The following is a 25523-nucleotide window of genomic DNA, read 5'->3' as shown; positions in this document are numbered from 1 at the left end:
GCTGTGCTTGCTACGTTACTCTATCCCTAATACCTACAACAAAGGAAAAGCCTATTTTGCCAAATAAAAAACGCTACAAACTTTATTGTCTGTAACGCTTCTTATTTCATATTCTGTTGTGTTCAGAACATTCACTGATTCTCTGTTTCGGATTTTTTTAATGTCTTTTTTGCCGTGGCAGCAACTATCCGCACAAAAAAGGGTAACAAGTCATAGCGAGGGGCTATTGTGTAATGCCTGTTTTCTATATTCGGCAGGAGTGATCTTATAATAGCATTTGAACTTTCTGCAAAAATAAGTATTGCTGGAAAAACCGATAGTGAGTGATATATTAGAAATGGTCTTTTTCGTGTTCTTTAGTAAAATAGCTGCCTGTAATAAACGATATTCAATTAAGTAAGAAACTGGAGATTGTGCAATTCCGCGACGAAAAACTTCTAATGCACTACTTTTGCTAATGTTAGTGGATTTCGCTATATCCTTAAGTCCTATATCCTCTGCATAATGGTCATGGATGAATTGTAACATAATCTGTAATCGTGAAGATTGAAAGGCTGATTTCACTCCATTTACAGAAATTGGTTCAATATTTATATTTTGAAATAGATGTTTCCATAAATCAGTAGTTAGAAGAAGTGTATTTAGAGGAGATAAAGAATCCACGTTCTTTTCTTGTATGTCATATATTTGATTCAGTAACATCAGTATCGTATTTTGCCATGAGATATTTGGGTTTAGTATCTGATAAGCGGGACCGGATGACAGTATGGGTAATATATATGTTTCATGAATTAAACTTCTTTCTGTGGCAATCAGTTCTGGTGCAAATACAATGTTGGGCATGATACCGTTATCATCGGTTTCAAAGCGATGAATGGTTCCACTATTAATAAAGATTCCCCGACCTATTTCCAGATGAATTCTGTTTTGCCCAATCAGACAATTTACAGTACCCTTTGAGACAGTTACAAATTCAACTTCTCGATGCCAGTGCCAGTCTATGCATCCAAGATCAAATTGCCAGATATCATCTACATAATATGCTATGGGATATTCATCACTTCCATGAGTAGCGGTTTCTCTTAATGTTTCATCGGTAGTAGTTTTATAAAACTGCATAATTTTCACCTCTGTTATATTATACTATAAATTTGTGATTTTATGTAGTGAAAAAATATTTTTATTGGGATATAATGCAATTGGACTAATAGATAATTAATCAATTTAGGAGGAAAAGATATGGCTGACTTTTTGAAATGCAATCCGGAGTGGATTCGTAAACCAGTTCAGACAATGGTAAGTGAAGATAAGGTAGTGATTATTACAGAAAAAGGAACAGATTTGTGGGCGCGTACTTATTATGGTTTTCAAAATGATAGTGCTCCCGTGTTACAGGTGAAAACAACTGAACAGTTTTTTTCCTTTATAGTAAAGACGGAGTTTGAAAGCGGCCATCGTTTTGACCAGTGTGGCGTTGCAATGTACTTAGACAGCGATAATTGGTTTAAGGCTTCGATTGAATACGAGGATAAAAAAGTGCAGCGATTGGGGAGTGTAGTTACCAATCATGGCTATTCTGATTGGGCAACTACAGATATTTCCTCAGAGATTAAGGCTATGTGGTATCGCTTTTCACGTAGAGAAAGTGATTATTGTATTGAATGTAGTCAGGATGGTATTTCCTTTAAGCAGATGAGAATTTTCCATATGTGTCAAGCGTCTGGTGAAATCACTTTTGGAATATATGCCGGAAGTCCGACGGAAGGCTCTTATAAAGCAACATTTACCAATATGGAAATTACGGAGTGTCAATGGGAATCAGATGCAGAATGGCGTGTTGAAAAACATTAAATATTATTAGGAGAATTTGTTATGGAGTTTAAATGGTTAAATCAAAGCACAATAAACAAGTCAGGAAAAAGAATTGAAATTTTCGCCCCTAAAGAAAGTGATTTTTTCTGTAATGGTGGGACTGTCGGAGAAGAGGGTGTCACCCCGGAATCACTTAGTAATGCTCCTTTTTATTATACGGAGGTGACAGGTGATTTTGTGATGAAAGTAAAAGTATCACTTGATTTCAAAGATATTTATGATTCTTCTTCTATTATGGTAATGCAGGATATGACTCACTGGGCAAAAGCATGTTTTGAGCTTACCGATTTTAACACACATGCCGTTGTTAGTGTTGTTACAAATGGTCAATCAGACGATGCAAATGGTTGCAATATAGAGGAAAATTCTGTTTGGCTTCAGCTATGTCGCTTAGGACAGTCTTTCGCATTCCATTATTCAATAGATGGCAATAATTATTATATGATGCGGTTTTTTAACTTACCAGCAGAGGAAACTTTGAAGGTGGGTCTGCTGGCACAGGCTCCTACCGGCACTGGCGGGGTTCGTGTCTATGAGGATTTAACCATAGAAAACAGGAAAGTTAAAAATATCCGAATGGGAAAGTAATTCCAGATAATGAAATAGTTATAAGACAGAGTGCAGAGCCGACGAACTTTTAGGATAGTAAATTACAATCTATTTGTACAATTCATTGATTTATTCATAAGTGGCGGCTAACAATGGAGGATACATGAAATTAAATTATAAACATACGCTTTACGCTTGCTTTTGCGGATATATTTGCCAAGCTATAGTAAGTAACTTACCGCCACTTTTATTTGTTATATTTCAGGCGCAATTGGGTGTTTCACTTGAAAAAATAACACTTCTTATTACTGTGGGATTTTGTATTCAAATTTTGGTTGATTTTTTGGCGGCCAAGATTGTTGATATTTTCGGTTACCGTATTTCTGTTACTATTGCTAATCTCTGTTGTTTGGCAGGGCTGCTTGGCATGAGTATACTCCCCATGATTATAAGTCCATTTATAGGATTGTTGATTGGTGTAACTTTGAATTCTGTAGGCGGCGGCTTCATTGAGGTTGTTGTGAATCCTATTGCAGAAGCCTTACCAGGGGATAAAAAATCGGGCGTTATGGGAATTTTACACTCATTCTACTGTTGGGGGTATGTGGCGGTTGTTTTATTGTCTACGCTATTTTTCACATTAGTCGGTGAACAACATTGGTACTTGCTGGCGATACTCTGGTGTATCGTTCCGCTTTTTAATCTGTTTCTATTTCTTAAAGTACCGATGAAGACTTTAGTTGAAAAAGATGTTCAGATTCCATCAAGAAAGCTTTTTTCAATAAAAACATTTTGGATGTTGTTCGTATTGATGGTGTGTGCAGGTGCTGCTGAGCAGGCAATGTCAAAATGGTCTTCCTTTTTTGCCGAAATTGGTCTTGGCACATCTAAGACGCTTGGTGATTTACTTGGACCTTGTTCATTTGCCTTCTTGATGGGTATTACAAGGTTAATCTATGGAAAAAAAGGTGCGAAATATGATTTGCGGAAGTTGATTGCGATTTCTGGAGGGATGTGCATCTTTAGCTATTTATTGGTATCGTTATCCCCGATTCCGGCTATATCACTGGTTGGTTGTGCCTTGACTGGGCTATCGATTGCTATTTTGTGGCCGGCAACTATTAGCCTATCTTCCAAATTATATCCAAATGGAGGAAATGCTATGTTTGGATACTTGGCTTTAGGAGGGGATATCGGGTGTGCAGTTGGGCCAAGCCTGGTTGGGTTTGTGTCAAACATAATAATTAAGTTTAACTATACAGATGTTGAACACTTGTTTACAGGTGTGGATATTACACAATCTGCTCTTAAGGTAGGACTATTCACCGCAATTGTATTCCCTATTGTGATTCTACTAAGTACCCGTATATTAAAGAATAGAATAACTATTGTGAGTTCTTCGCTTAAATAGATTCAAAAATTTTGATTTGGATTCATGTATTGGACAGATTTTATTAGGGGTGATTGGTGTACTTATATTAGCAACAATGTTGTTTGCTTAGTCATTTACGATTAGTCAAATAAAGTGCGTTAACTAACGGTAAATAAAAAAAACCGTTGTTATGGTAGCAGGGATTGGCGTGCGCTTAAGTAAAGTATAGTAACCAAACGGCGGTTTTGAAATAAAATTCAAAGCTGCCGTTTTTCTGAAAGAATGAATTGTGGAGGGCGTATTAAAGGCGCCTTCTTTTCATGGTACAACGGCACATGGAGGTATCGCCGTGTTACCTGTTGTTCGACATATTAATGTAAATATTGACATATCAAAAAAAGAAAAAGCTATTTACAGGATAACTATGCTTATAAGTCAGTAAGTTCATCTTTAATCATAAAATTGATGCCCAGTTGCGCTATGCAACCGGGCATTTTTGCGTTTTTATCAAATCTTTTTTTAAAAAATCCTCTGCTGTCTTTGGCAGTTTTCAATTTCTGTTTGTTGAGGGTTTACGAAAGGGGAAATCATCACCCGCCTTCGCGGTTGCGAAAGGAGGTGAATACCATGAATGAACCTGCTCGTACCCAATGGCAAATCCGTTGTGCGTTTAATGGGTTTTGCAAAGAAACACTCCGAAATGAAGCGGTCAACGCTCACAATCATGTAAAGTGGCGGCAGTCACGCGAGACCGTTTTTTCCGACCTGTCCCCACAGGAGGAAAATCAGCTTTACACCTATGACCGTTATTTTGCGGATGATAAGGCTGAACAATCCTTTTGTGTCGCGGGAAAGGAAATCTCCGCAAAACTGTTTGCCGAGGCTATGCACAGCTTGCCGGAAGAAAAGCGCGAAGCTGTCCTGCTGTACTACTTCTTTGACATGAGCGACGCGGAAATTGCTGAACTCTATGCAATTCCACGCAGTACCGTACAGTATCGGCGGACAAGCTCTTTTGCATTACTAAAACGCTATTTGGAGGAACGCGCCTATGATGAAAACAAATGGTAACACCGGAAACGACGAGCGCGGCTTGCTGCCTTACCCGGTAATTATAGCCGCAAATAAGGGCGACCCGGAGGCTATGAAGATTGTTGTACAACAGTATGAAAGCTACATGGCCAGCCTGTCTATGCGAAAGCTCCGCGACGAACGCGGCAATACCTATTACGGCATAGACGAGGATATACGGGATCGCTTGCGCTCAAAGCTCATGCGGGCTGTCCTTTCATTCAAGGTTTGAGTTAAACGGTCTGCGCCCCCCTTTTCCGCAGACTGTAAACCCTGCCTTGCCTTTGCTCTTTGACAAAGAAAGCCCGCAAGATAACGGCGGTGCAGTATAGGGCATACGGATACATTCTGTCTGTATAGAGCCAAACAGCCGGTGCGCCATGACCTCTTATGAGCGAGCGATCAGCACCCAGGCTGCAAAGCAAGCGTGGCGGCTTGCGGGTGGAGCGTACAGGCAGGACAATGATACTCCCTTGCAGCCACAGTCCGAGCGTTCAAAGCGTCGCAGGCAATGGGCAGGGCTCCGGCAGACCGTCGGAGGGGTGAAACTCCCGTGGAGCTGTGCCAGCAGCCATCCGTTTTTATGCCTATCATACTGGACAATCAGACCTTCATATCATGGAGATAGAGGAAACTTTTATTTCTGATGTGTTTTTCTCCTGCCTTGAAAGGGGGAACTATGATGATTACAAGCAGCGAATTGGAGATTATGAGCCAGCAGAACATTGAAACAATCAACAGGAAAGAGCTGGTGGATTTATCCGCTATTCACATAAGACAGGATTTACCTCATGAAGAAAAAATACTGGACTTTTTGGAACGAATAAAAAATCCTTACTGCTTTCTATGCGGGGATATTCCCGTGAGAGTCTGCTTTACCGATAACGGTCCGAAACTTAGCAAAACCTTGGAAAATTATTTTATTCGCATAAAACAAGGCTGACATTTTACCAATAACACGGCATAATAGTGTTGTGGTTATGCGGGATTGGAGGTAAGATGGCACGCATACGAAAATCGCAAACGGATGAAAAATCTACAGTAAAGAAAATTGTTTGGTACATTGCACTCTATATCCGTCTTTCTAAAGATGATGGAAATGATGAAAGTCTCAGTGTGACAAATCAGAAGAAAATTCTCGCAGAATATGTAGAGAAGTTTTTTCAAGGGGAATATGTAATCATTGATTATTATGTAGACGACGGGCGAACAGGAACAGACTATGACCGCCCTGATTTCCAGCGTTTGATACAGGATGTAGAATCAGGAAAAGTCAACTGCGTTATCTGCAAAAACCTTGCCCGTGCTTTTCGTAACTACTCTGACCAGGGCTATTTCATTGAAAGTTTCTTTCCATTGCATGGTACACGTTTCATCACACTTGGCGACCCAAAGGTTGATACATATCTGAACCCGGAGGCCGTAAGCGGCATGGAAGTCCCCATAAACGGTCTTATGAATGACCGCTTTGCTGCCCAGACTTCAAACAGTGTGAGACGTACATTTGATAACAAACGCCGCAACGGTGAATTTATTGGTGCTTTTGCTCCCTATGGCTATGAGAAACACCCTACCGATAAAAATGCTCTTGTCATTGACGAAGAAGCGGCTCAGGTGGTACGGGACATTTTCCAGTGGTTTGTCTATGGTGACGGGAGTACAGAAACTCTCGTGGATGAAAATGATGGCCTTTGGATGGGAACTTCCGTTTCAAGACTTCTGAAAAACAAAGTGTACATGGGAACAATGGTACAGGGCAAGCAGCGGGTTATCAGCTACAAGGTGCATGATATGGTGAATGTTCCCGAAGAAGATTGGTTTCAGGTAAACAATACCCATGAGGCGATTATTTCCTTAGAACTCTTTGAAAAGGCCCAGGAACTTCACGCAAAGGACACACGGACCGCCCCGGGCAAAACGGAAACTTACTTATTCTCAGGTTTTCTCAAGTGTGCTGATTGTGGAAAATCCATGACCCGCAGGGCGTCAAATGGTTTTGTATACTATAACTGTTCCACTTATAAGAGGAAATCAAAGGATAAATGCACCAAACACACTATGCGGCTTGATGTACTGGAAAAAACGGTTCTGCTGGTTATCCAAAAGCAGATTGAGCTTGTGGAAAGCCTGGAGGAAGTGCTTAACAACATCAATCAGGCACCCGTTGTTCAGACAAAATCCACTCGGTTAGAGCACCTTTTGAAACTTCGTGAACAGGAGCTTGAAAAAATCGAGGACTTAATATCAGGGCTCTATATGGACTGGAAGAACGGCGATATTACCCGTGAACAGTACCGAAAGATGAAAGAGAAGTTTGAGCAGCAGGAAGAACAGCTAAAAGAAGTCATTGAGCACATTCGAGGTGAAATCGGCACAATGGAACAAGGGATTACTTCTGACGACCCATATCTGCAAGCGTTCCTGAAGCATAAAAATATTCAAGAGCTTTCACAAGGGTTATTGGTAGAATTGGTGAAAACCATCCTTATCCATGAGAACGGAGAAATCACGGTACAATTCAAGTTGGAAAACCAGTACAAACGCATGATAGACTTCATTGAAAACAACAAATATTCATTAACAGTGGTGGAGAATAAAGTAGGCTGATTTTAGCCGAAAAGAAATTCTCTATATTTTAACCAAACTGTTTGAGCATAAATTACTGTAGCTACAGGAGCCACTGGCCCCACTGGAGTTACAGGTCCAGCTGGAGCAGACAGTAACACGGGAGCAACCGGACCGACAGGACCGACAGGAGCCACTGGTCCCACTGGGGTTACAGGTCCAGCCGGAGCAGACAGTAACACGGGAGCAACCGGACCGACAGGACCGACAGGAGCAACTGGTCCCACTGGGGTTACAGGTCCAGCCGGAGCAGACAGTGATACGGGGGCTACCGGGCCTACTGGTCCGACAGGAGTTACTGGACCTGTAGGTCCAACTGGTATAAATGGTGCTACAGGTCCCGATGGCTCCACAGGTGCTAGTGCGTATGAAGTCGCTGTAGAGGAAGGATTTACTGGTACACAAGAGCAATGGCTAGAAAGCCTTGTTGGTCCAACGGGACCACAGGGACCGACACCAACACAAACCTCTTTCCTTGTCCATCAAGATACAGGAACCTACAATCTACAAGTGTTGCCTCTTGCTACGCCAGTAGATTTCCCTGCACCGGTCTTAACTTCACCGGATATTAATGTAATTTCTCCAACAGAATTTCAGATGGCAACAGCAGGAACCTACCTACTGACCTATTCAATTGATGTTTCTGGTCCAGAACAAACAACAATAGGTGCTATTTTTTTGATCGGGCCTGAAGGAAATCAAACACCTTACAATCCATCTATTGCAGATTCTGTACAATCTTTAATTCTATCAGAGTCTATGACTACGATAGCTGTGTTGCAAGCTGGAGATGTTATCTCGTTGGGTCTATTTGGCGCAGCGGGGGAGACTGTAACAATTGGTTCGGGTGCTTCTATTGGAATTGTAAAGTTAAGCTAAGGGAGCGTTGAACAAATAGACACAAAAAGGCTGTAGCAAAACAGAAATGCTACAGCCTTTTTGCGTTTTGTTCCTAAATGGCCATAGAAAAAGGAGATAGAAACTAAGAGAGTTAACGTATAACTATAGTAATTTACAGATGCGGTTAAGAGATGTCCCAATAATGGCTCCGTTATAGATTAAAAGCTGTGATAAAAGAATGAAGTAACTCTTTTATCACAGCTTTTAATGTTATGGTGGGGACAAATGGACTCGAACCATCGACCTCCTACGTGTGAAGCAGGCGCTCTAACCAGCTGAGCTATGCCCCCATAAATGAATTTTTATTATTATATCAATTTTTAAAGCATCAGTCAATAAAAATATTTTAGAATAATTATTTATAAATTTATAAAGTAAAAAACAGGCAAATCGTGAAATTATTAACAATATACAGCTAATTGCAGACTGAATACACCATATATAGTGTATTCAGTCAAAAATAAAAGAAAATTAGAATAAATATAGAAATTTAGGGCATTATAAATAAAAAATTAACAAAGTTTATGAAATATAGATAAGAATCATCCTTATTTGTTTAAGATTTATCAATGATAGCAGTGATTTATTAGATTTATAAGATGATATAAAAATGATTATTTTTATATTTGGTATTGATTTTTTTAAAAATATATGGTATCTTAAATGAGAAATAAAACATAATATATTATAAATTCAAATGAAAAGTTTCCAAATAGTTTATAAATGTTTATAAACACTCAAAAACGAGATAAAGAGATTTGGAAAATAGCAGACGAAGGAGAGTATGAGTGATGAGTGCTTGGAATGGTTTTAAAGGTGGCGTGTGGGAGAAAGAAATTGATGTTCGCAATTTTATTCAGCGCAACTATGTACCTTATAATGGGGATGACAGCTTTTTAGCGGGACCCACAGAAAGAACGGTGGACTTGCGCAATCAGTTTGAAGAATTAATGCGTCAAGAGCATGAAAATGGCGGTGCTTTAAAGGTTGACACCGATACAGTTATCACCAGTACTTCTTTTGGACCTGGCTATCTGGATAAAGAAAAAGAAATTATTGTTGGTTTGCAGACAGATGAACCTCTTAAACGTGCTTGCAATCCTTTTGGCGGCATGAGAATGGTTCGTCAGGCATGTAAAGCGTATGGCTATGAAGTTTCCGAAAATATTGAAAATGCTTTTCGTTATCATAAAACACATAATGATGGCGTTTTTGCTGCGTATACACCTGATGTTAAAAAAGCAAGACATGCCGGCATTATCACAGGCTTGCCTGACGCCTATGGCCGTGGCAGAATCATTGGTGACTACCGCCGTGTAGCACTTTACGGCATTGACAGATTGATTGCAGAAAAACAAAAAGACAAAGTAAACGTAGATGAAAAAAGAATGCTAGTTGGCAGTATTCGTCTTGCTGAAGAAGTTTCTGACCAAATTTCAGCGCTTAAAGACATGAAAACCATGGCAATGCAATATGGCTATGACATTTCTCTTCCGGCAACCAATGCAACAGAAGCTGTACAGTGGCTCTATTTTGCTTATCTTGCTGCTATTAAAGAGCAAAACGGCGCAGCTATGAGTTTGGGCAGAGTTTCTACTTTCTTAGATATCTATTTTGAGAGAGATATGGCAAACGGTTTGCTCGATGAATCTCAAGTACAGGAAATCATGGACGATTTTGTTCTTAAACTGCGTATGGCCAGACATTTAAGAACTCCTGAATATAACGAACTGTTTGCTGGTGACCCCATGTGGATTACCGAAGCAATCGGCGGTATTGGCGAAGATGGCAGACACCTGATAACAAAAACTTGCTACCGTACTTTGCACACTCTTTATAACCTCAACCCTTCTGCAGAGCCGAATATGACCATTCTTTGGTCACAAAATCTGCCTGAAAACTGGAAACGCTTTGTCGCAAAAGTTTCTTGTGATACCGATGCGATTCAGTATGAAAATGATGATGTTATGCGTCCTCATTACGGTGACGATTACGCGATTGCCTGCTGCGTATCTGCTATGAGAATCGGCAAAGACATGCAGTTCTTTGGTGCCAGAGCCAATATCGTGAAAATGGTGCTTATGGCTATCAATGGCGGCCGTGATGAGCTGAAAGCTGAACAAATCGGACCGGAAATGCCGATTTGGGAAGACGAATATTTGGATTATGATAAGCTAATGGAAAGATTGGATGTTTATCGCGCATGGTTGGCAAAGACCTATGTAAGTGCCATGAACATCATTCACTACATGCATGACCGCTACGCTTATGAAAAATCTCAAATGGCTCTGCATGATACAACCGTTAGAAGACTGATGGCTTTTGGTATCGCTGGTATGAGCTGTATGGCTGACTCTTTGTCTGCTATTAAATACGCAAAAGTAAAATGCGTCAGAAATCCTGAGACAGGCATTGTTACTGACTTTGAAATTGAAGGCGATTTCCCGAAATTTGGTAATGATGATGATAGAGTTGACTCAATTGCTTGCGAGCAAGTTGAGAAGTTCTATAATGAGCTTTGCAAATATCCTCTTTATAGAAGTGCAGAACACACACTTTCTATTTTGACGATTACCTCTAACGTTATGTACGGTAAAAAGACAGGTAACACACCTGATGGACGTAAACATGGTGAACCTTTGGCTCCTGGTGCAAACCCCATGTCAGGCAGAGATACTTCTGGTGCATTGGCTTCTTTGAACTCTGTGGCTAAAATTTCTTATCGTTATGCTCGTGACGGTATTTCTAATACTTTCTCTATTACTCCTGAATCACTTGGCAAAACAGATGAAGACAGAGTAACAAATTTGGTTGGCATTATGGAAGGCTACTTCAAACAACTTTCCCATCACCTCAATGTCAACGTTTTGAACCGTGAAACATTAGAAGATGCTATGGAGCATCCTGAAAAATACCCGAACTTAACCATTCGCATTTCTGGTTATGCTGTTAACTTCCACCGCCTCTCTAAAGAACAGCAGAGAGAAGTTATCTCTCGTACGTTCCACACTTCAATATGACAAAAGGACGGATTCATTCCGTACAATCGCTCGGTGCAGTAGACGGTCCTGGACTACGGTATGTCATTTTTATGCAGGGTTGTCCTCTGCGCTGTGTGTATTGTCATAATCCGGACACGTGGGAATTTGCCGGTGGACAAGAGATGACAGCGGACGAGCTTGTCGCCAAAGTGGTCCGGTTTAAGACCTATTTCGGCAAAGATGGTGGTGTGACGGTTTCAGGCGGTGAGCCGCTCATGCAAGCTGAATTTGTCACAGAGCTATTTCAAAAACTACATGCACAAGGCATTCATACGGCGTTGGATACGTCTGGCATTTTGCTTGGTGAAAAGGTTGAAAAATTACTGGAGCACACCGATTTGGTGCTGGCAGATTTAAAATTTACCACGGCAGAAGATTATCAGCAGTTTGCCAAAGGGAACTACGGTCATGTTCGTCAGTTCTTAGAGCTTACAAAAAAGATGCGAATACCCATTTGGATACGCCATGTGGTAGTCCCTAATATGAACGACTCGCTTGCTTCGATGCAAGAGGTCAAAGATATTGCTGAGGAATACCCCAATATGCGCAAGTTAGAATTTCTGCCGTTTCACAATTTGTGCCAAGAAAAATATGACACAATGCAGATTCCATTTCCGCTAGAAAAGACAGAATCGCTTTCGCAAGAAGCATTGAATGAACTTGTCAGTCAGTTAAAATAGAGTAATAGATAGAATAATCTCCCCTAAAGAAATGTGTTGTGATTCTTTGGGGGAGATTATATTTTTACTATATAAAATGAATTAGAGCTCAAAAAAGCGTATCAGCCAATTATGGGGAACAATTTTGGCGATTAAGTGATACATCTTGTAAAAAGCACCTTTTGTGTAAAAGGCTTTCTTATAACGGCCAGCCCGAAGTGAGCTTTCGGCAAACTCAGCCGGAAGAATTTTGGGGAGCGAGTCTAAAAACTTAGAAGGTCCCTCGGGTGCGTAGGCGATATCATAGAAATTGGTTTCCATAACACCTGGGCAAGCAGCAAGTACATTAATGCCTCGGGGGCGCAATTCTTCTCGCAAAGCTTTAGAAAAAGCCAGAACATAAGATTTTGTTGCGCTGTAGACCGACATTCTGGGCAGAGGAGCAAAAGAAGCAATAGAAGATACATTAATCACGAGACTGTCGTCAATCATATAAGGCAGGCATAGCCTCGTCATATGAGTTAGCGCACGGCAGTTCAAATCAATCATATCGGTCTGCCTTTTCTTATCAGCTGAAAAAAAGCTGACGACTTGTCCAAATCCAGCACAGTTGATTAAAACTTTAATTTCAGGTTCGTTTTCACGTAACAATTTTTCAAATATTTCAAAACTGGTTGATTCAGCTAAGTCTAAAGAAATAGCAGCAATTGTTTTGTTTTGGTGTTCATCTGCCAATTCCTTCAAGTTTTCTTTATGGCGGCTAATCAGCCAAAATTCATCAATTAAAGGATATTGTTCAACAACTGCATTTACATATTCTCGTCCAAGACCTGAAGAAGCGCCTGTAATAATTGCAACGGCCATATTCGATTCCTCCCATGTCCTCTTTATACTTAGTTTTATTTTATGTCAAAAAGAATACTTCGTCAACTCTTTCTCAAAATAATTGAGAAATACAGCAGGAATCACGTAAGCAGATGTTCACAAAAAGTTATTTGTATTGAGAAAGAATTGTTGCTATAATAGTGTCAATATAGTGTATATTTTAAAATTTGTATCTCAGCAGCTATTAGATTGTAAAAATTGGTAAAGCTGCGCTTTATTTTGGTACGGTTTAAAAGTATGGATGATTAAAATTAAAAGGTGGATGGCAATGAATTTGAAAAAGACCGCTTCTGTTTTTTTGGCAGGAATTATGGTGATGATGATTCCGCTTTCTGTTTCGGCGGCAGAGTTTAAAAGTGATGACTTTGAAATAACAGCACCCGATAATCTTTATACCTTCACAGAGCAAACAGCGTTATCAGACCCAAATTGGACATTGGCAGGCATTTCAGACCCGGTCGCTACACTTAAGCTTTTCAAGTCGAGCGAAGATGAGGGTATGAATGCAATTGTAGATTTTATTGGTGAAGAGGGAAGCCCAAATGTACTTGTGACGAAAAAGACATCAAAAGAATCGTGGGATGTTTTCAATTTATCAGAAGTTACCGAAGAAAAGAAAAAAGAATTCTTAGACTCTCTTTCTTCTCCGGTAGAGCATTTTGAGTTACAATCAGAAATAGTAGAAAATAATGGGATTACTTTTATTTCTATGCGATATGATTCGTTAGAATCGTTTAGTGAAGCATCAGAAATGGGAGAACTGCATGAAAAAGTTTACGCCACTATTTTTAATGGATATATCGTAACCTTTAATACACAAGCACAGGGCAGAGATTTTAAACCTGAAGAACTTGACACGCTTGAAAAAACAGCTTTTTCATTAAATATTACTAACCTCATTACAAAAGAAGAGGCAGAAGCCGCCAATCAGGTGCCTCCTGAAGAGATTTTTCGCATGCTGTTGGTTGTGGGTGGATTTTTAGTTCTCATTATCGGCAGTGTTGTTTTTGTTAAGGTACGTGAAAAGAAAGAAAAAAAGCAGAAAAAAGAAATGGCAGAAAGACTTTCAGCCTATCGAAAAGAAAGCGTAGGCAGCTCTGAAATAAAAGGAGAAATGCTTTATGCGAATATTACGGATTGCTCTAATGAAGTATTGCATACCTTCAGTATCTACCATGCTTATATAAAGAATATTGTGCCAATGGCGATTGGTCTTCTTTTCAGTATTTTGTTAGTAGTTCTAACAATAGTGAGTAAGACGGAATGGTGGATGATTTTGGTAGCGATTGCTCTTTTTGCTTACCAAGTTTATAGAATTGCAGTATCTTCAAGCTCAATCGAAAAAATACAGCGTAAAGTGTATGGGCAAAACAATAATAAGCGCAGTGCAAAATATGCTTTCTATAACAGTGCGTTTCGTGTGTCTGGCGTTCAATCTGCTATCGCTTATCCCTATTTTCAAGTTACAGATATTCGCCGTTATAAGGATTTTTTCTACATTTATTATGGACCCGACAATGCTTATATCCTAGATGTGAATGGGTTTGAATCGGGAGATAAAGATACTTTCTATCAATTTATCAAAGAAAAAATGGAACAAAAATAAGCTGTTTTAAACTATGTTAAGATTAGGCTACTAATATAAATTTAAAAGGATAGAAAGGATAAGCCAAAATGCAAAGACCTATTGGAATTATTGGAGCCATGAATGTGGAAATTGAAGCGCTGCTTTCTCAGATGGAGATTGAGAACGAAGAAAAGATAGCGTCGCTTACTTTTTATATAGGCAAATTAAATCAGACAAACTGTGTTATTTCTCGATGTGGGCCAGGCAAAGTGAATGCTGCTGTTTGCGCACAAACCATGATATTGAAATATAATCCACGGCTTGTGATTAATTCGGGTGTGGCTGGGGGAATTGCTTCAGACATGGAAATTGGTGATTTTGTCATTGCCAATAGCTGTGTGCAGCATGATTGCGATACAACAGCGTTGGGTGATCCACCTGGATTGGTGTCAGGAATCAATATTATAAACATTCCTTGTGATTTAGAAGCGGCTGAAAAAATCAAAAAGGCGGCGCAAGATATTTACGGCAATGCCTATATGGGTGTTATAGCAACAGGCGATATTTTTCTAAATAGCAGGGAGAAGACGAAGGAGCTAAATCATTTGTACGAGGCGATGGCTTGCGAGATGGAAGGCGGTAGTATAGCACACGTGTGCTATATGAATCAAATACCTGCCGCAGTACTTCGGTCTATATCAGATAAGGGTGATGAAGACTCCAATATGGACTTTCCTGCTTTTGCAAAAATGGCAGCTGAAAAAATGCAGAAACTTTTACTGGCAGTGATTGATAAGCTTTAGTTGATTAATTTGGCGACAATGTTAGGTTTAAGTTTCATTAGAAATCAAAAAGGCCATCTTGTTTTAAACAAGATGGCCTTTTGTTTTCATTTATTAATGCTTAGTTTCTGCGATCACGGTCGCCGCGGTTAAAATCTCTTCTAGGAGGAGAAGGACGGCGTGGTCTGTCAGACAAAGTGTTTTCTGGAACAGCACCATCTAAATCGATAAGGGCTTCTCTGCGAGAAAGGTTCAAACGTCCCTTATCATCGACTTCCAAGACCTTAACTTTCACGCTGTCGCCGATATTCACAACATCTGTAACCTTATCAGTACGTTTAATGTCGAGGTGAGAGATATGAACCATACCCTCTTTACCAGGAGCAATTTCCACAAAAGCACCGAAATCCATGATACGAGTGACCTTACCGTTATAGTAAGAGCCGGCTTCAGGATCGTTAACAATGGTATTCACAATATCAAGTGCACGCTGACATTTTTCGTAATCAATACCAGCGATAAAGACATGACCGTCTTCTTCGATATCAATTTTAACGTCGCATTCAGCACAAATCTTTTGAATCACCTTACCACCTGAACCGATGACTTCACGAATCTTGTCAACAGGAACATTCGTAGAAAGCATTTTAGGAGCATAGGTTGAAAGCTGTGAACGAACCTCAGGGATGGCTTTTAGCATGATATCGTCTAAGATATAATCTCTGGCTTTGTGTGTTTTTTCAAGCGCTTCTTTGACCATTTCAGGAGTCAGACCTGTGATTTTCAGATCCATTTGAATAGCAGTAATACCTTTATGGGTACCGGCAACTTTAAAGTCCATATCGCCGAAGAAGTCTTCTAAGCCCTGAATGTCAACCATGGTCATCCAACGGTCGCCTTCAGTGATTAATCCACAAGAAATACCCGCAACCGGTGCTTTAATCGGAACACCTGAGGCCATCAGAGCAAGAGTGCTGCCGCAAATTGCGCCTTGTGAGGTTGAACCGTTAGAAGAAAGAACTTCTGAAACCAAACGAATGGTATAAGGGAATTCTTCAACAGGAGGAATGACAGGCACAAGCGCTCTTTCTGCTAAGGCACCATGACCAACTTCACGACGTCCTGGTCCTCTGCTGGGTCTGGTTTCGCCAACGGAATAAGACGGGAAATTGTAGTGGTGAATATAGCGTTTGCTTTCTTCGTCGTCGATACCGTCTAACAGCTGATTGTCACGGATTGAACCGAGTGTCGCAATCGTGAGAACCTGTGTCTGTCCTCTGGTGAACATACCAGAACCATGTACTCTGGGGAGCAAATCGACTTCTGCGGCGAGCGGACGAATGTCATTCATGCCACGGCCGTCAACACGTTTTTGCTCATCCAAAAGCCAACGGCGGACGATATATTTTTGTGTCTGATAGAGGCACTCGTCAATTTGTGCACCTTGATCAGGATATTTCTCATCAAACTCAGCATGTACCTTCTCATAAATCGGATGTAATCTTTCATCACGTACGGTTTTATCATCGGTATCAAGAGCTAGTTTGATATCTTCTGTTGCAAAAGCTTTAATTTCTTCCAACATTTCTGCATTTGGTTTTAGAGAAGGATATTCAAATTTGGCTTTGCCAATTTCAGTTTGAATGTTTTTAATGAAAGAAATAATATGCTGATTAGCTTCATGTCCTGCCAAAATACCGGCAAGCATAACGTCATCAGGAATTTCATTGGCACCGGCCTCAATCATAGCAATTCTTTCGTCAGTAGAAGCAACGGTGACAGCCATTTCAGAAATCTTGCGCTGCTCAGCATTGGGATTGATAACAAATTCACCGTCAATCAAACCAACAGATACACCACTGATTGGTCCGTTCCACGGAATGTCAGAAATGGAAAGGGCGATAGAAGTACCGACCATAGCTGCAATTTCAGGAGAACAATCAGGATCAACAGACATGACAGTGCAAACAATAGAAACGTCATTGCGCATATCTTTTGGGAAAAGCGGACGAATGGGGCGGTCAATCATACGGCAAACTAAGATTGCTTTATCAGTAGGACGACCTTCTCTTTTCAAGAAAGAGCCAGGGATTTTACCGACAGAATAAAGTTTTTCTTCAAAATCAACGGAGAGTGGAAAAAAGTCAATGCCATCTCTGGGTTTTGTGGCAGCTGTAGCGGCAACATGCACGGTTGTTTCACCATAGCGAACCAAACATTCGCCGTTAGCGAGCTGCGCCATTTTACCGGTTTCTACGACAAGGGGTCTGCCGGCAAATTCTGTTTCAAATACTTTAAAATTTTCAAACATAATAGCATCCTTTCTGCCTGATTCGGCACAAGAGTATCCGGCAGCTGTTCAACAATTAAACCAATTCTCCGCAAAATGCCGAAAACTCGTTTCACTGCTGAACTGCACCCTAAAAACTCTTTTAGTTAGTAAAAAGAGGAAAGGCCGTGGTTGCCATTCCAAGGAATACAGCCACAGCCACAACTTTTTCTTATTTACGAATACCAAGTTCTACGATAAGAGTACGATATCTTTCGATATCAATTTTAATGAGGTAATTCAGAAGGCTTCTTCTGGTACCAACCATTTTCAAAAGACCGCGGCGTGAGTGGTGATCTTTTTTATTTTCGCGAAGATGTTCAGTTAAATCATTGATTCTCTTGGTAAGAACAGCAATCTGTACTTCAGGAGAACCTGTGTCACCTTCGTGACGAGCATATTTTTTTAGGATTTCGGTTTTTTCTGTTTTTGTCATTGTGTTTTAGCACCTTTCTGCATTAAAATGCGATTCACCATTATCCACAGCAAGGGTCGGTGTTATCCTTATAAAGCTTCTCATTCATAAGAATAAGAACTTCTCAAAGGTTTAGTCCCGTAACCGCAGACAAGGTAACCTTTACAAGTTTACCATACGAGCTAATTTTTGTAAAGGTTTTTTCACTTAAAATATCAATTCAAAACATTATAAATAATAGAAAAAATGCTTTCATTAATAAGCAATCACTGAGAATTCAAAGGGTCCAATTTCTTTGTTTTGCTCATTAAAATGTTTGCCTAAAATAGATTTTCCATCAACAGGGAGAATATCCCCAATATCATGAAATTTTTCACCTCGATTGACTAAAACAAACAGGGAAGAACAATCTGAATGAATAGATTCACGAGCATAAGCAAGAACATCATTTTCAGCATATATTTTGCGGAAATTGCCTTGTTTTAAGACATGATTCGTGAGGCGCATTTGTCCAAGGTCATGATACCATGAAGTAAGTTCAGCTTTTTCATTTTCATAAAGGGAATTTCCCCACGGAAAAGTTCTGCGGTTGAAAGGATCCTTACAGCCCTCCATGCCAACCTCGTCGCCATAATATAAAGCCGGCACACCGGGCAGCGTATATTGCAAAAGCGAAGCAAGCTTCAGACGTTTGACAGCAAGCTCTCTTTGCTGCTGGGTCAATTTTTGCTCACTTTGCATTTTGCGGTCAAGACCAACCGTTTGAATGCCACCAAGCAGCGTTAAAATTCGCTCGGTATCATGTGTACCAAGTGGATTCATCAAGACTTGCAGACTTTCAGCAGGATAATTTTCCACAATCGAAAGTATAATTTCAAAAAAAGCAGAGGAGTTTCCCTCGAGCAAATAAAGTAAAATGGCGTTTTTAAAAGGGTAATTCATAACAGAGTCAAGTTGACCGCCCAGGAGGTAACGGCGCAAGGAGCCATATGCCATTTTGTTGGTAGCATCTTCCCAAACTTCGCCCATAATCAGCGCATTTGGTTTTTCAGCTTTGGCAGCATCGTGTAGGTTGTCTAGAAAAGTGTCTGGCAGTTCGTCAGCGACATCAAGCCGCCAACCTGAGGCACCCAGTCGGAGCCATTTACGCACAATGCCATTCTCGCCATTAATATAGTCATTGTAAGAGCTGTCTGTTTCGTTGACATTAGGTAGTGTGATAAAGCCCCACCAACAGTCATAATCGTCAGGAAAGTTCTTGAATTGGTACCAACTTGCGTAGGGTGAGGTTTCAGATTGATAAGCACCGATTGAATCATAACGTCCACTGCGATTAAAGTAGACACTGTCGCTGCCTGTATGGCTGAAAACGCCGTCTAGTAGAATATGAATCCCCAGTGTATTTGCTGTTTTGCAAAGAGAAACAAAATCAGCTTCTGTGCCGAGCAAGGGGTCAATTTTGGCATAATTAGCTGTGTCATATCGATGATTAGAATGCGACTCAAAAATAGGGTTAAGATAGAGACAGGTGACACCAAGTGATTGTAAATAAGGAAGCTTTTCTTCAATTCCCTTTAAGTTTCCGCCGAAAAAATCATCGTTGTAGATTTCGCCGTCTTCGGCGGGTTGCCACCGAATATCCTCGTCCCAATTTTGATGAATGAACCGTTCATAGGGTATAGTATTTGCTGTTTCATCAGATTTATAAAAACGGTCGGGAAAAATCTGATAAATTAGTCCGCCTTTTAACCATTCTGGCGTTTGAAAGTCGTTATATACCGTCAGTTGCCAACGGTCAAATCCTTGTAAAACGGCTTTTCCATCTATTCCGCGCATAAGTGCACGAATACCGCGGTCAGTGCGGCACTCAAAATGATAGAAATAAATGCCGGCAGAATTTGGTGCGAAATGGCACTCCCAATATTCGTGGGAATCTCCATTCATGCCGCACCAAAATAGGTCAAGTACCTGTTTGTCACTGTTATTTTCCACTATTAAACTGGCGCCAGAACAGTGAAAATCACGGGGTAAATTAATTTTAAAATGGACGGCAGTGCCGGTTGATACAGCACCAAAAGGGTTCTTGTAATTCAAGTTTCTAGAATCAAACAAAAGAAAAAGCTCCTTTTTGCTTACTGAATGGAAAATAGAGAAATCAATTATGAGTGTAGTGAGGTTTGATAAATGCGAGAACTATCGCCCCAAGGATGATAACCATCGCCAAGATATGAAAAACCGTATTTTTCATAATAACCAATGTGGTCAGTACAAAGATAAAGATGGGAGAAACCTAGTTTTGATGCGTCTTGCTGGATATGGCGAATCAGCAGAGAGGCATAGGCATGACCTCGGTGTTTTTCTTCAATAAAGAGAGCACAAAGCCAAGGAGATAAATCCGCACGGCTGATAAAATCATTGGGGATCAATCCTGCTCCGCCAATCAGTTCATCTCTGTCATAGAGCAGGTACCATTGTGGCAGTAAAGAGGAAGAAGTCAGACAGTTCGTGATACAATCTTCATAGACCATCTTGTTTTCTTCAGTTGCCCAATGCTTTTGAAAAAAGGCGATAGCAGTTTTTGCGTAATCAGGTCGTTGTCTTACAGAAATAATATGCATAGCAACTCTCTTTCTGGTGGCACTGTTTAGATTTTTATTGTATAGAAAATAAACCTTAGCGTGGTGATACCACAAGTATAGATGACTTAAAAAATATTGAACATAAAATTAGAAAGTTAAAAGGATAAAAACAAGATATAGCTGTCTTTCAAAAATAGCATAAATGTAATGAAAAGGCAAGCGACAGATCGCTTACCCTTTCATCTTTTATCGTATAATGCCCAACAATTGAGTTTATTTTTTAAAGGCTGACTCAGTATGCCAAATACGTTCTGCATAGTCACGGATAGAACGGTCTGATGAGAATATGCCGGCATGGGCAATGTTCATCAGGGACATACGGTTCCACTGTGTTTGGTTAGCATAAGTTTCAGCAGCTTTTTTCTGTGCCTGTGCAAAAGCATCGAAATCAGCAAAAGCCATATAATGGTCTGTGTTCAAAAGGGTAGCTACAATATTTTTAAAATTCTTGCCGTTTAGTCCGTTTTGCATGGCATCAAGTGCCTTATGAATAGTGGGGTTGTTGTCATAATGATAGCGAGGCTGATAACCACTTTTACGCAAGTCTTCAACCTGCGAAGCGGTCATGCCAAACAGGAACATATTCTCATCGCCGACAGCCTGATGAATCTCAACGTTAGCGCCATCCAATGTGCCCAACGTGAGCGCACCGTTAATCATAAATTTCATGTTGCTTGTGCCGGATGCCTCTGTGCCCGCCAGTGAAATTTGCTCGCTGATTTCAGCGGCAGGAGTGAGCAGTTCTGCCCATGTTACGCAATAATTTTCGACAAACACAACTTTCATTTTTTGGTTAACAGAAGGGTCGTTGTTAATGGTATCGGCCAAATGCAAAATGAAAGAAATAATTTCTTTGGCTAGATAATAGCCCGCAGCAGCTTTTGCACCAAAAATATAGGTGTGCGGGGTAAAGTCAGCATTTGGGTTTTCTTTAAGCCACTGATAGGTCGCTAAAATGTGAAGCGCATTCATATGCTGACGTTTGTATTCGTGCAAGCGCTTAATCTGTACGTCAAAAATGCTGTTTGGGTCAATTAAAATCCCTTGTTTATCTTGAATATAATTGGCCAATCGAACCTTATTGCTATGCTTAATTTTTTGCAGTTCTTGCAGTGCAGAAGAATCATCTTTATAGGATAAAAGTCCAGAAAGTTTGGCGGCATCATAGATATAGCCGTCACCAATAGTTTCGTTTAAGAAAGCGGCAAGTTTCGGGTTGGCTTGATTTAGCCAGCGGCGATGAGCAATACCATTGGTTACGTTCTTGAACTTTTCAGGGGTTTGCTGATAAAAATCATGGAATAAATCGTCTTTCAAAATTTCACTGTGCAGTTCTGAAACGCCGTTGACACTGTGCGAACCGATAACAGCCAAATTCGCCATTTTAACATAGCCATCCCCAATTGGTGCCATATATTCAATGGCTCCTGGGTGAACATTTTTGTCTTTCATCTCCTCCCAGAAACGGCGGTTGATTTCTTCTACAATTTGATAAATTCTAGGCAGACGCATTTTAAAGAGGTCAATTCGCCAGCACTCAAGTGCTTCAGACATAACCGTGTGGTTGGTGTAAGCAATCGTGCGTGTGACAATTTTCCACGCACTTTCCCAATCATATCCGCATTCGTCCAGCATGACACGCATTAATTCTGGGATAGCCAAAACCGGGTGGGTGTCATTAAGATGAATTGCCGCCAATTCAGGCAGGTTATCTAGCGTGCGGTTAGACATTAGGTGGCGACGAATAATATCTTGCACCGAAGCAGAAACAAGAAAATACTGTTGTGTCAAACGCAAAATTTTGCCGCCTTCGTGATTGTCTTCGGGGTAGAGAACCTTGGTAACCACTTCTGCCATCGCATTGGCTTCCATTGCGTGCAGGTAATTGCCGCCATTAAAGAGCTTCATGTCAAATTTGTCGGCCTCGGCTTTCCAAATGCGCAGAATGCTGATGCCTTTACCATCGATTCCAGCAACAAACAAATCATAGGGAATTGCTCGAATTGATTCATATTCTCTGTGATGAACAACATGATATTGGTCATGCCATTCTTCGTCGACATGACCGCCAAAGCGAATTTCAAAGGCGCTGTCCGCTACTTTTTGCATCCAAACTTCGCCGCCAGGGAGCCAAAAATCGGGCAGTTCGGTCTGCCAACCCTCTACAAATTTTTGGCGGAACATTCCATATTCATAGCGCAGAGAATACCCCATGGCAGGGTAACCCTCAGAAGCCAAGCTGTCTAAAAAACAGGCGGCAAGACGGCCTAAACCGCCATTTCCTAAGCCGGCATCTGGCTCCTGTTCATATAACTTATCAAGGTCAACTTGCATTTCAGTCAGTGCTTTACGTACATTTTCTTCTAACCCCAAGTTAAAAAGAGTGTTCTTTAGAGAGCGCCCTAAAAGAAATTCCATGCACAGATAATAAATGCGTTTGCTTTCTTTTTTAGCGGCATCTTTAATGAATTCAGAACGGCCCTGTGCCATTTTTTCACGTAGAATCATAGCAAGTGCTTTATAGAATTCCTCATCAGTCGCATTGTCAACGGACACTACACCAAAGGTATGCACCAGTTTTTCTTGAATCTGTTTTTTTATTTCAGAGGGGCTCATGTTATATTTCATCATCAAAAACCTTCCTTTTGTCCGGATAAACGTTAAAATGGTCATTTTGTAGTAGAGAAACGGTTACCCAAATTTTAAATAAAAGCAGTGCGGAAACGGATTTGAAATCGTCAGCGTTCACGTTCTTGGCTGCAATAAAACTAAAATAAGAATTGCTCTGATTATAGCACATAAAGTCAGTTAAAACAATATTTTGTCACTTTAGCAATAGGTTATATCTTTGTAAATAATTACGATATATTCTAGTATAGACAACTTTATTCCACTTTATTGTTTTTGAAATAAATGAAATCAGATATTGAGTAGTTTTTGTTGAAAAAATGTGGTTGAAAATCAAACAAAAAAATAGAGAGTGTGATGAAACTAGTCATCACACTCTCTATTTTATGTTTTCTTAGGAATTGAGTTCAACTCAAATACCCAGAACAGCTTCTGTAGCAGCAGTCAAGCTATCAATCAACACCTTAGTTTCTTCTTTTGAAGGAGCATTGACAGACAGATAAATCTTAATTTTTGGCTCTGTACCAGATGGACGAACCATAAATTTATTGCCGCCGGCCAAACGATATTCCAAAACGTTTGATTTTGGCAAAGTAATCGGAGTTTCGCCGTTTTCATAGCGAATGGATAAGAGATAGTCGCTGTGACCTGTTACAGTCATGCCGGCAATTTCTTTCGGCGGATTTTGGCGTAAACCATCCATAATGCTGTCCATTTTTTTCACACCGTCTTGTCCTTCAAACGTGAAGTTCAAGGTTTCGTTGGCATAGTAGCCATGTTCTTTATATAGGTTTTGCATGGCGTCATACAAAGTAATACCTTTTTCTTTGTAGTAAGAGGCCATTTCACAAATCAGCATGCTACCATCGACAGCATCTTTATCACGAACATAACCGCCAGAGAGATAACCATAGCTTTCTTCAAAGCCAAAGATAAAGTCATCTACACGGTTTTCGTCTTCGAGTTCGGCAATGACATCGCCGATGTATTTAAAGCCTGTGAGAACTTTGCGCAAATCAATACCGTATTTAGCAGCAACAGGGTCGACCATGTCAGTGCTGACGATGGTTGTAACAGCAACTGGGTTTTGTGGCAGTTTGCCTTGTTCTTTTTTGATTCGGGCGACGAAATCGAGTAAAAGAACACCAACTTCGTTGCCACTGACAAGCACAAAATCGTTGTCTTTTTTAACAGCGATACCAACACGGTCGCAGTCTGGGTCGGTAGCAAGCAGTAAATCGGGCTGTACAGTTTCGCAAAGTTCAAGACCCTTTTGCAGAGCTTCTCTAAATTCAGGGTTTGGATACGGGCAAGTGGGGAAGTTGCCGTCCGGCTCGCTCTGCTCGGGTACAACCGTGATATCTTTCACGCCAATCTTATCCAATATGCGCAAAACGCAAGCCTTGCCGCTGCCGTTCAAAGGGGTGTACACGACTTTGATGTTAGAGGCATCGCCTTTTAGGCTCTCGTTGTAAACCGCTTCAATGAAAGAATCGGCGACTTCATTATCCATATAAATAATACTGCCAGCTTTGATTCCCTCGTCAAAATCAATTTTCTTGACATCTGCAAAAATATCCAGTGTGTTAATCTCAGCCATAATGCCGTCAGCCATTTCAGAAGTAACCTGACAACCGTCACTGCCGTAAGCTTTGTAACCGTTATATTTGGCTGGGTTATGGCTGGCAGTTACACAGATTCCGGCGTTACAGTGCAGGTGGCGAACTGCAAAAGAAAGAGCAGGCGTTGGCATAAGCTCGGTATAAAGATAAGCAGTAATACCGTTTGCGGCCAAAACGGCAGCAGACTGCTTGGCAAAATCGACGCCTTTGTTACGGCTGTCATGTGCAATCGCCACTGATTGCGGTTTGCCGTCAGCGTGTTTCAGCAGATAGTTAGCAAGACCCTGTGTGGCTTTGCGAACCGTGTAAACGTTCATGCGGTTGGTGCCGGCACCGATAACACCACGCAGTCCGCCTGTACCAAAAGCAAGGTCACGATAAAAGCGATCATTGATTTCATCCGGCTGACCTTCAACCTCTTTTAATTCATCAATCAACGATTGGTCATCTAAATCTTGATTCATCCATCTTTGATATTCTGTCATATAAATATCCCCACTTTCGTGTCATAAAATTCGGAAATCTTACATCTATTTTGAAAAATAGAATGTCAATTTGTTTAGATAA

Annotated in this window: 21 protein-coding genes and 1 tRNA gene; 12 read left to right on the top strand and 10 right to left on the bottom strand. The window is 40.6% G+C overall.

Annotated elements, in window-relative coordinates; all coding sequences use genetic code 11:
* Positions 1 to 210: 210 nt before the first annotated feature.
* Positions 211 to 1119, bottom strand: coding sequence for an AraC family transcriptional regulator (locus CS931_RS06440; RefSeq protein WP_099204943.1), 909 nt, complete (start codon positions 1117 to 1119; stop codon positions 211 to 213).
* A 120-nt stretch (positions 1120 to 1239) separates the two neighbouring features.
* Here CS931_RS06440 and CS931_RS06435 point away from each other — a divergent pair, with 120 nt between their 5' ends.
* From CS931_RS06435 to CS931_RS06400, 7 genes are all read left to right on the top strand, one after another.
* Positions 1240 to 1851: a DUF1349 domain-containing protein gene (locus tag CS931_RS06435; RefSeq protein WP_099204942.1), complete on the top strand. Its 612-nt coding sequence runs from the start codon at positions 1240 to 1242 to the stop codon at positions 1849 to 1851.
* 21 nt (positions 1852 to 1872) lie between these two features.
* Positions 1873 to 2460, top strand: coding sequence for a DUF1349 domain-containing protein (locus CS931_RS06430; protein WP_099204941.1), 588 nt, complete (start codon positions 1873 to 1875; stop codon positions 2458 to 2460).
* Between the two features lie 124 nt (positions 2461 to 2584).
* On the top strand, positions 2585 to 3832 hold the full coding sequence (locus CS931_RS06425; protein WP_099204940.1) for an MFS transporter: 1248 nt from the start codon (positions 2585 to 2587) through the stop codon (positions 3830 to 3832).
* A 588-nt stretch (positions 3833 to 4420) separates the two neighbouring features.
* Complete coding sequence (locus tag CS931_RS06420; RefSeq protein ID WP_099204939.1) at positions 4421 to 4864, top strand: RNA polymerase sigma factor; 444 nt, start codon at positions 4421 to 4423, stop codon at positions 4862 to 4864.
* Positions 4845 to 5096, top strand: coding sequence for a helix-turn-helix domain-containing protein (locus CS931_RS06415; protein ID WP_099204938.1), 252 nt, complete (start codon positions 4845 to 4847; stop codon positions 5094 to 5096). The genes CS931_RS06420 and CS931_RS06415 overlap by 20 nt, the downstream gene beginning before the upstream one ends.
* A gap of 447 nt (positions 5097 to 5543) precedes the next feature.
* The gene (locus CS931_RS06405) at positions 5544 to 5807 is read left to right on the top strand and encodes a DUF6870 family protein (RefSeq protein WP_099204936.1); all 264 of its coding nucleotides are present in this window, start codon (positions 5544 to 5546) and stop codon (positions 5805 to 5807) included.
* 56 nt (positions 5808 to 5863) lie between these two features.
* On the top strand, positions 5864 to 7471 hold the full coding sequence (locus CS931_RS06400) for a recombinase family protein (RefSeq protein WP_099204935.1): 1608 nt from the start codon (positions 5864 to 5866) through the stop codon (positions 7469 to 7471).
* A 2-nt stretch (positions 7472 to 7473) separates the two neighbouring features.
* On the opposite strand, the gene CS931_RS13060 is transcribed toward CS931_RS06400, so the two are convergent.
* The gene (locus tag CS931_RS13060; RefSeq protein WP_278277656.1) at positions 7474 to 7842 is read right to left on the bottom strand and encodes a collagen-like domain-containing protein; all 369 of its coding nucleotides are present in this window, start codon (positions 7840 to 7842) and stop codon (positions 7474 to 7476) included.
* Positions 7843 to 7999: 157 nt separating this feature from the next.
* Here CS931_RS13060 and CS931_RS12645 point away from each other — a divergent pair, with 157 nt between their 5' ends.
* Entirely contained in the window at positions 8000 to 8368 is a 369-nt protein-coding gene (locus CS931_RS12645) for a BclA C-terminal domain-containing protein (protein WP_159459753.1), read from the top strand.
* 234 nt (positions 8369 to 8602) lie between these two features.
* Here CS931_RS12645 and CS931_RS06390 read toward each other — a convergent pair.
* A tRNA-Val gene (locus CS931_RS06390) sits at positions 8603 to 8679 on the bottom strand.
* Between the two features lie 501 nt (positions 8680 to 9180).
* Between CS931_RS06390 and pflB the strand changes: the two genes are divergently transcribed.
* Both pflB and pflA read left to right on the top strand, forming a co-directional pair.
* On the top strand, positions 9181 to 11409 hold the full coding sequence (gene pflB / locus CS931_RS06385) for a formate C-acetyltransferase (RefSeq protein WP_200814952.1): 2229 nt from the start codon (positions 9181 to 9183) through the stop codon (positions 11407 to 11409).
* Entirely contained in the window at positions 11406 to 12110 is a 705-nt protein-coding gene (gene pflA, locus CS931_RS06380; RefSeq protein ID WP_099204933.1) for a pyruvate formate-lyase-activating protein, read from the top strand. Before pflB ends, pflA begins: the two co-directional genes overlap by 4 nt.
* Before the next feature lie 81 nt (positions 12111 to 12191).
* Here the strand turns inward: pflA and CS931_RS06375 are convergent, their stop codons facing one another.
* Complete coding sequence (locus CS931_RS06375) at positions 12192 to 12953, bottom strand: SDR family NAD(P)-dependent oxidoreductase (RefSeq protein WP_099204932.1); 762 nt, start codon at positions 12951 to 12953, stop codon at positions 12192 to 12194.
* Positions 12954 to 13242: 289 nt separating this feature from the next.
* Here CS931_RS06375 and CS931_RS06370 point away from each other — a divergent pair, with 289 nt between their 5' ends.
* Both CS931_RS06370 and CS931_RS06365 read left to right on the top strand, forming a co-directional pair.
* Complete coding sequence (locus CS931_RS06370) at positions 13243 to 14580, top strand: YcxB family protein (protein ID WP_159459752.1); 1338 nt, start codon at positions 13243 to 13245, stop codon at positions 14578 to 14580.
* A gap of 68 nt (positions 14581 to 14648) precedes the next feature.
* Positions 14649 to 15344, top strand: a complete 696-nt coding sequence (locus tag CS931_RS06365; protein WP_099204930.1) for a 5'-methylthioadenosine/adenosylhomocysteine nucleosidase — start codon at positions 14649 to 14651, stop codon at positions 15342 to 15344.
* Positions 15345 to 15444: 100 nt separating this feature from the next.
* On the opposite strand, the gene CS931_RS06360 is transcribed toward CS931_RS06365, so the two are convergent.
* The 6 genes from CS931_RS06360 to CS931_RS06335 all read right to left on the bottom strand — a co-directional run bounded on the left by CS931_RS06360 (position 15445) and on the right by CS931_RS06335 (position 25441).
* Positions 15445 to 17634: a polyribonucleotide nucleotidyltransferase gene (locus CS931_RS06360; protein ID WP_099204929.1), complete on the bottom strand. Its 2190-nt coding sequence runs from the start codon at positions 17632 to 17634 to the stop codon at positions 15445 to 15447.
* Positions 17635 to 17824: 190 nt separating this feature from the next.
* Positions 17825 to 18088, bottom strand: a complete 264-nt coding sequence (rpsO, locus tag CS931_RS06355; protein ID WP_099204928.1) for a 30S ribosomal protein S15 — start codon at positions 18086 to 18088, stop codon at positions 17825 to 17827.
* 234 nt (positions 18089 to 18322) lie between these two features.
* Entirely contained in the window at positions 18323 to 20179 is a 1857-nt protein-coding gene (locus CS931_RS06350) for a glycoside hydrolase family 13 protein (protein WP_099204927.1), read from the bottom strand.
* A 47-nt stretch (positions 20180 to 20226) separates the two neighbouring features.
* A complete protein-coding gene (locus tag CS931_RS06345) occupies positions 20227 to 20685 on the bottom strand; it encodes a GNAT family N-acetyltransferase (protein ID WP_099204926.1) in 459 nt (152 codons plus the stop codon).
* A gap of 234 nt (positions 20686 to 20919) precedes the next feature.
* A complete protein-coding gene (locus tag CS931_RS06340; RefSeq protein ID WP_242964928.1) occupies positions 20920 to 23334 on the bottom strand; it encodes a glycogen/starch/alpha-glucan phosphorylase in 2415 nt (804 codons plus the stop codon).
* A 412-nt stretch (positions 23335 to 23746) separates the two neighbouring features.
* Positions 23747 to 25441 carry a phospho-sugar mutase gene (locus tag CS931_RS06335; RefSeq protein WP_099204925.1) on the bottom strand — a complete coding sequence of 565 codons (1695 nt, stop codon included), beginning with the start codon at positions 25439 to 25441 and terminating at the stop codon, positions 23747 to 23749.
* Positions 25442 to 25523 lie beyond the last annotated feature (82 nt).

This window comes from Scatolibacter rhodanostii, from assembly GCF_900197595.1.
Taxonomy (GTDB): Bacteria; Bacillota; Clostridia; order Oscillospirales; family Acutalibacteraceae; genus Scatolibacter; species Scatolibacter rhodanostii.
This window is presented reverse-complemented; position numbering and strand designations above follow the sequence as displayed.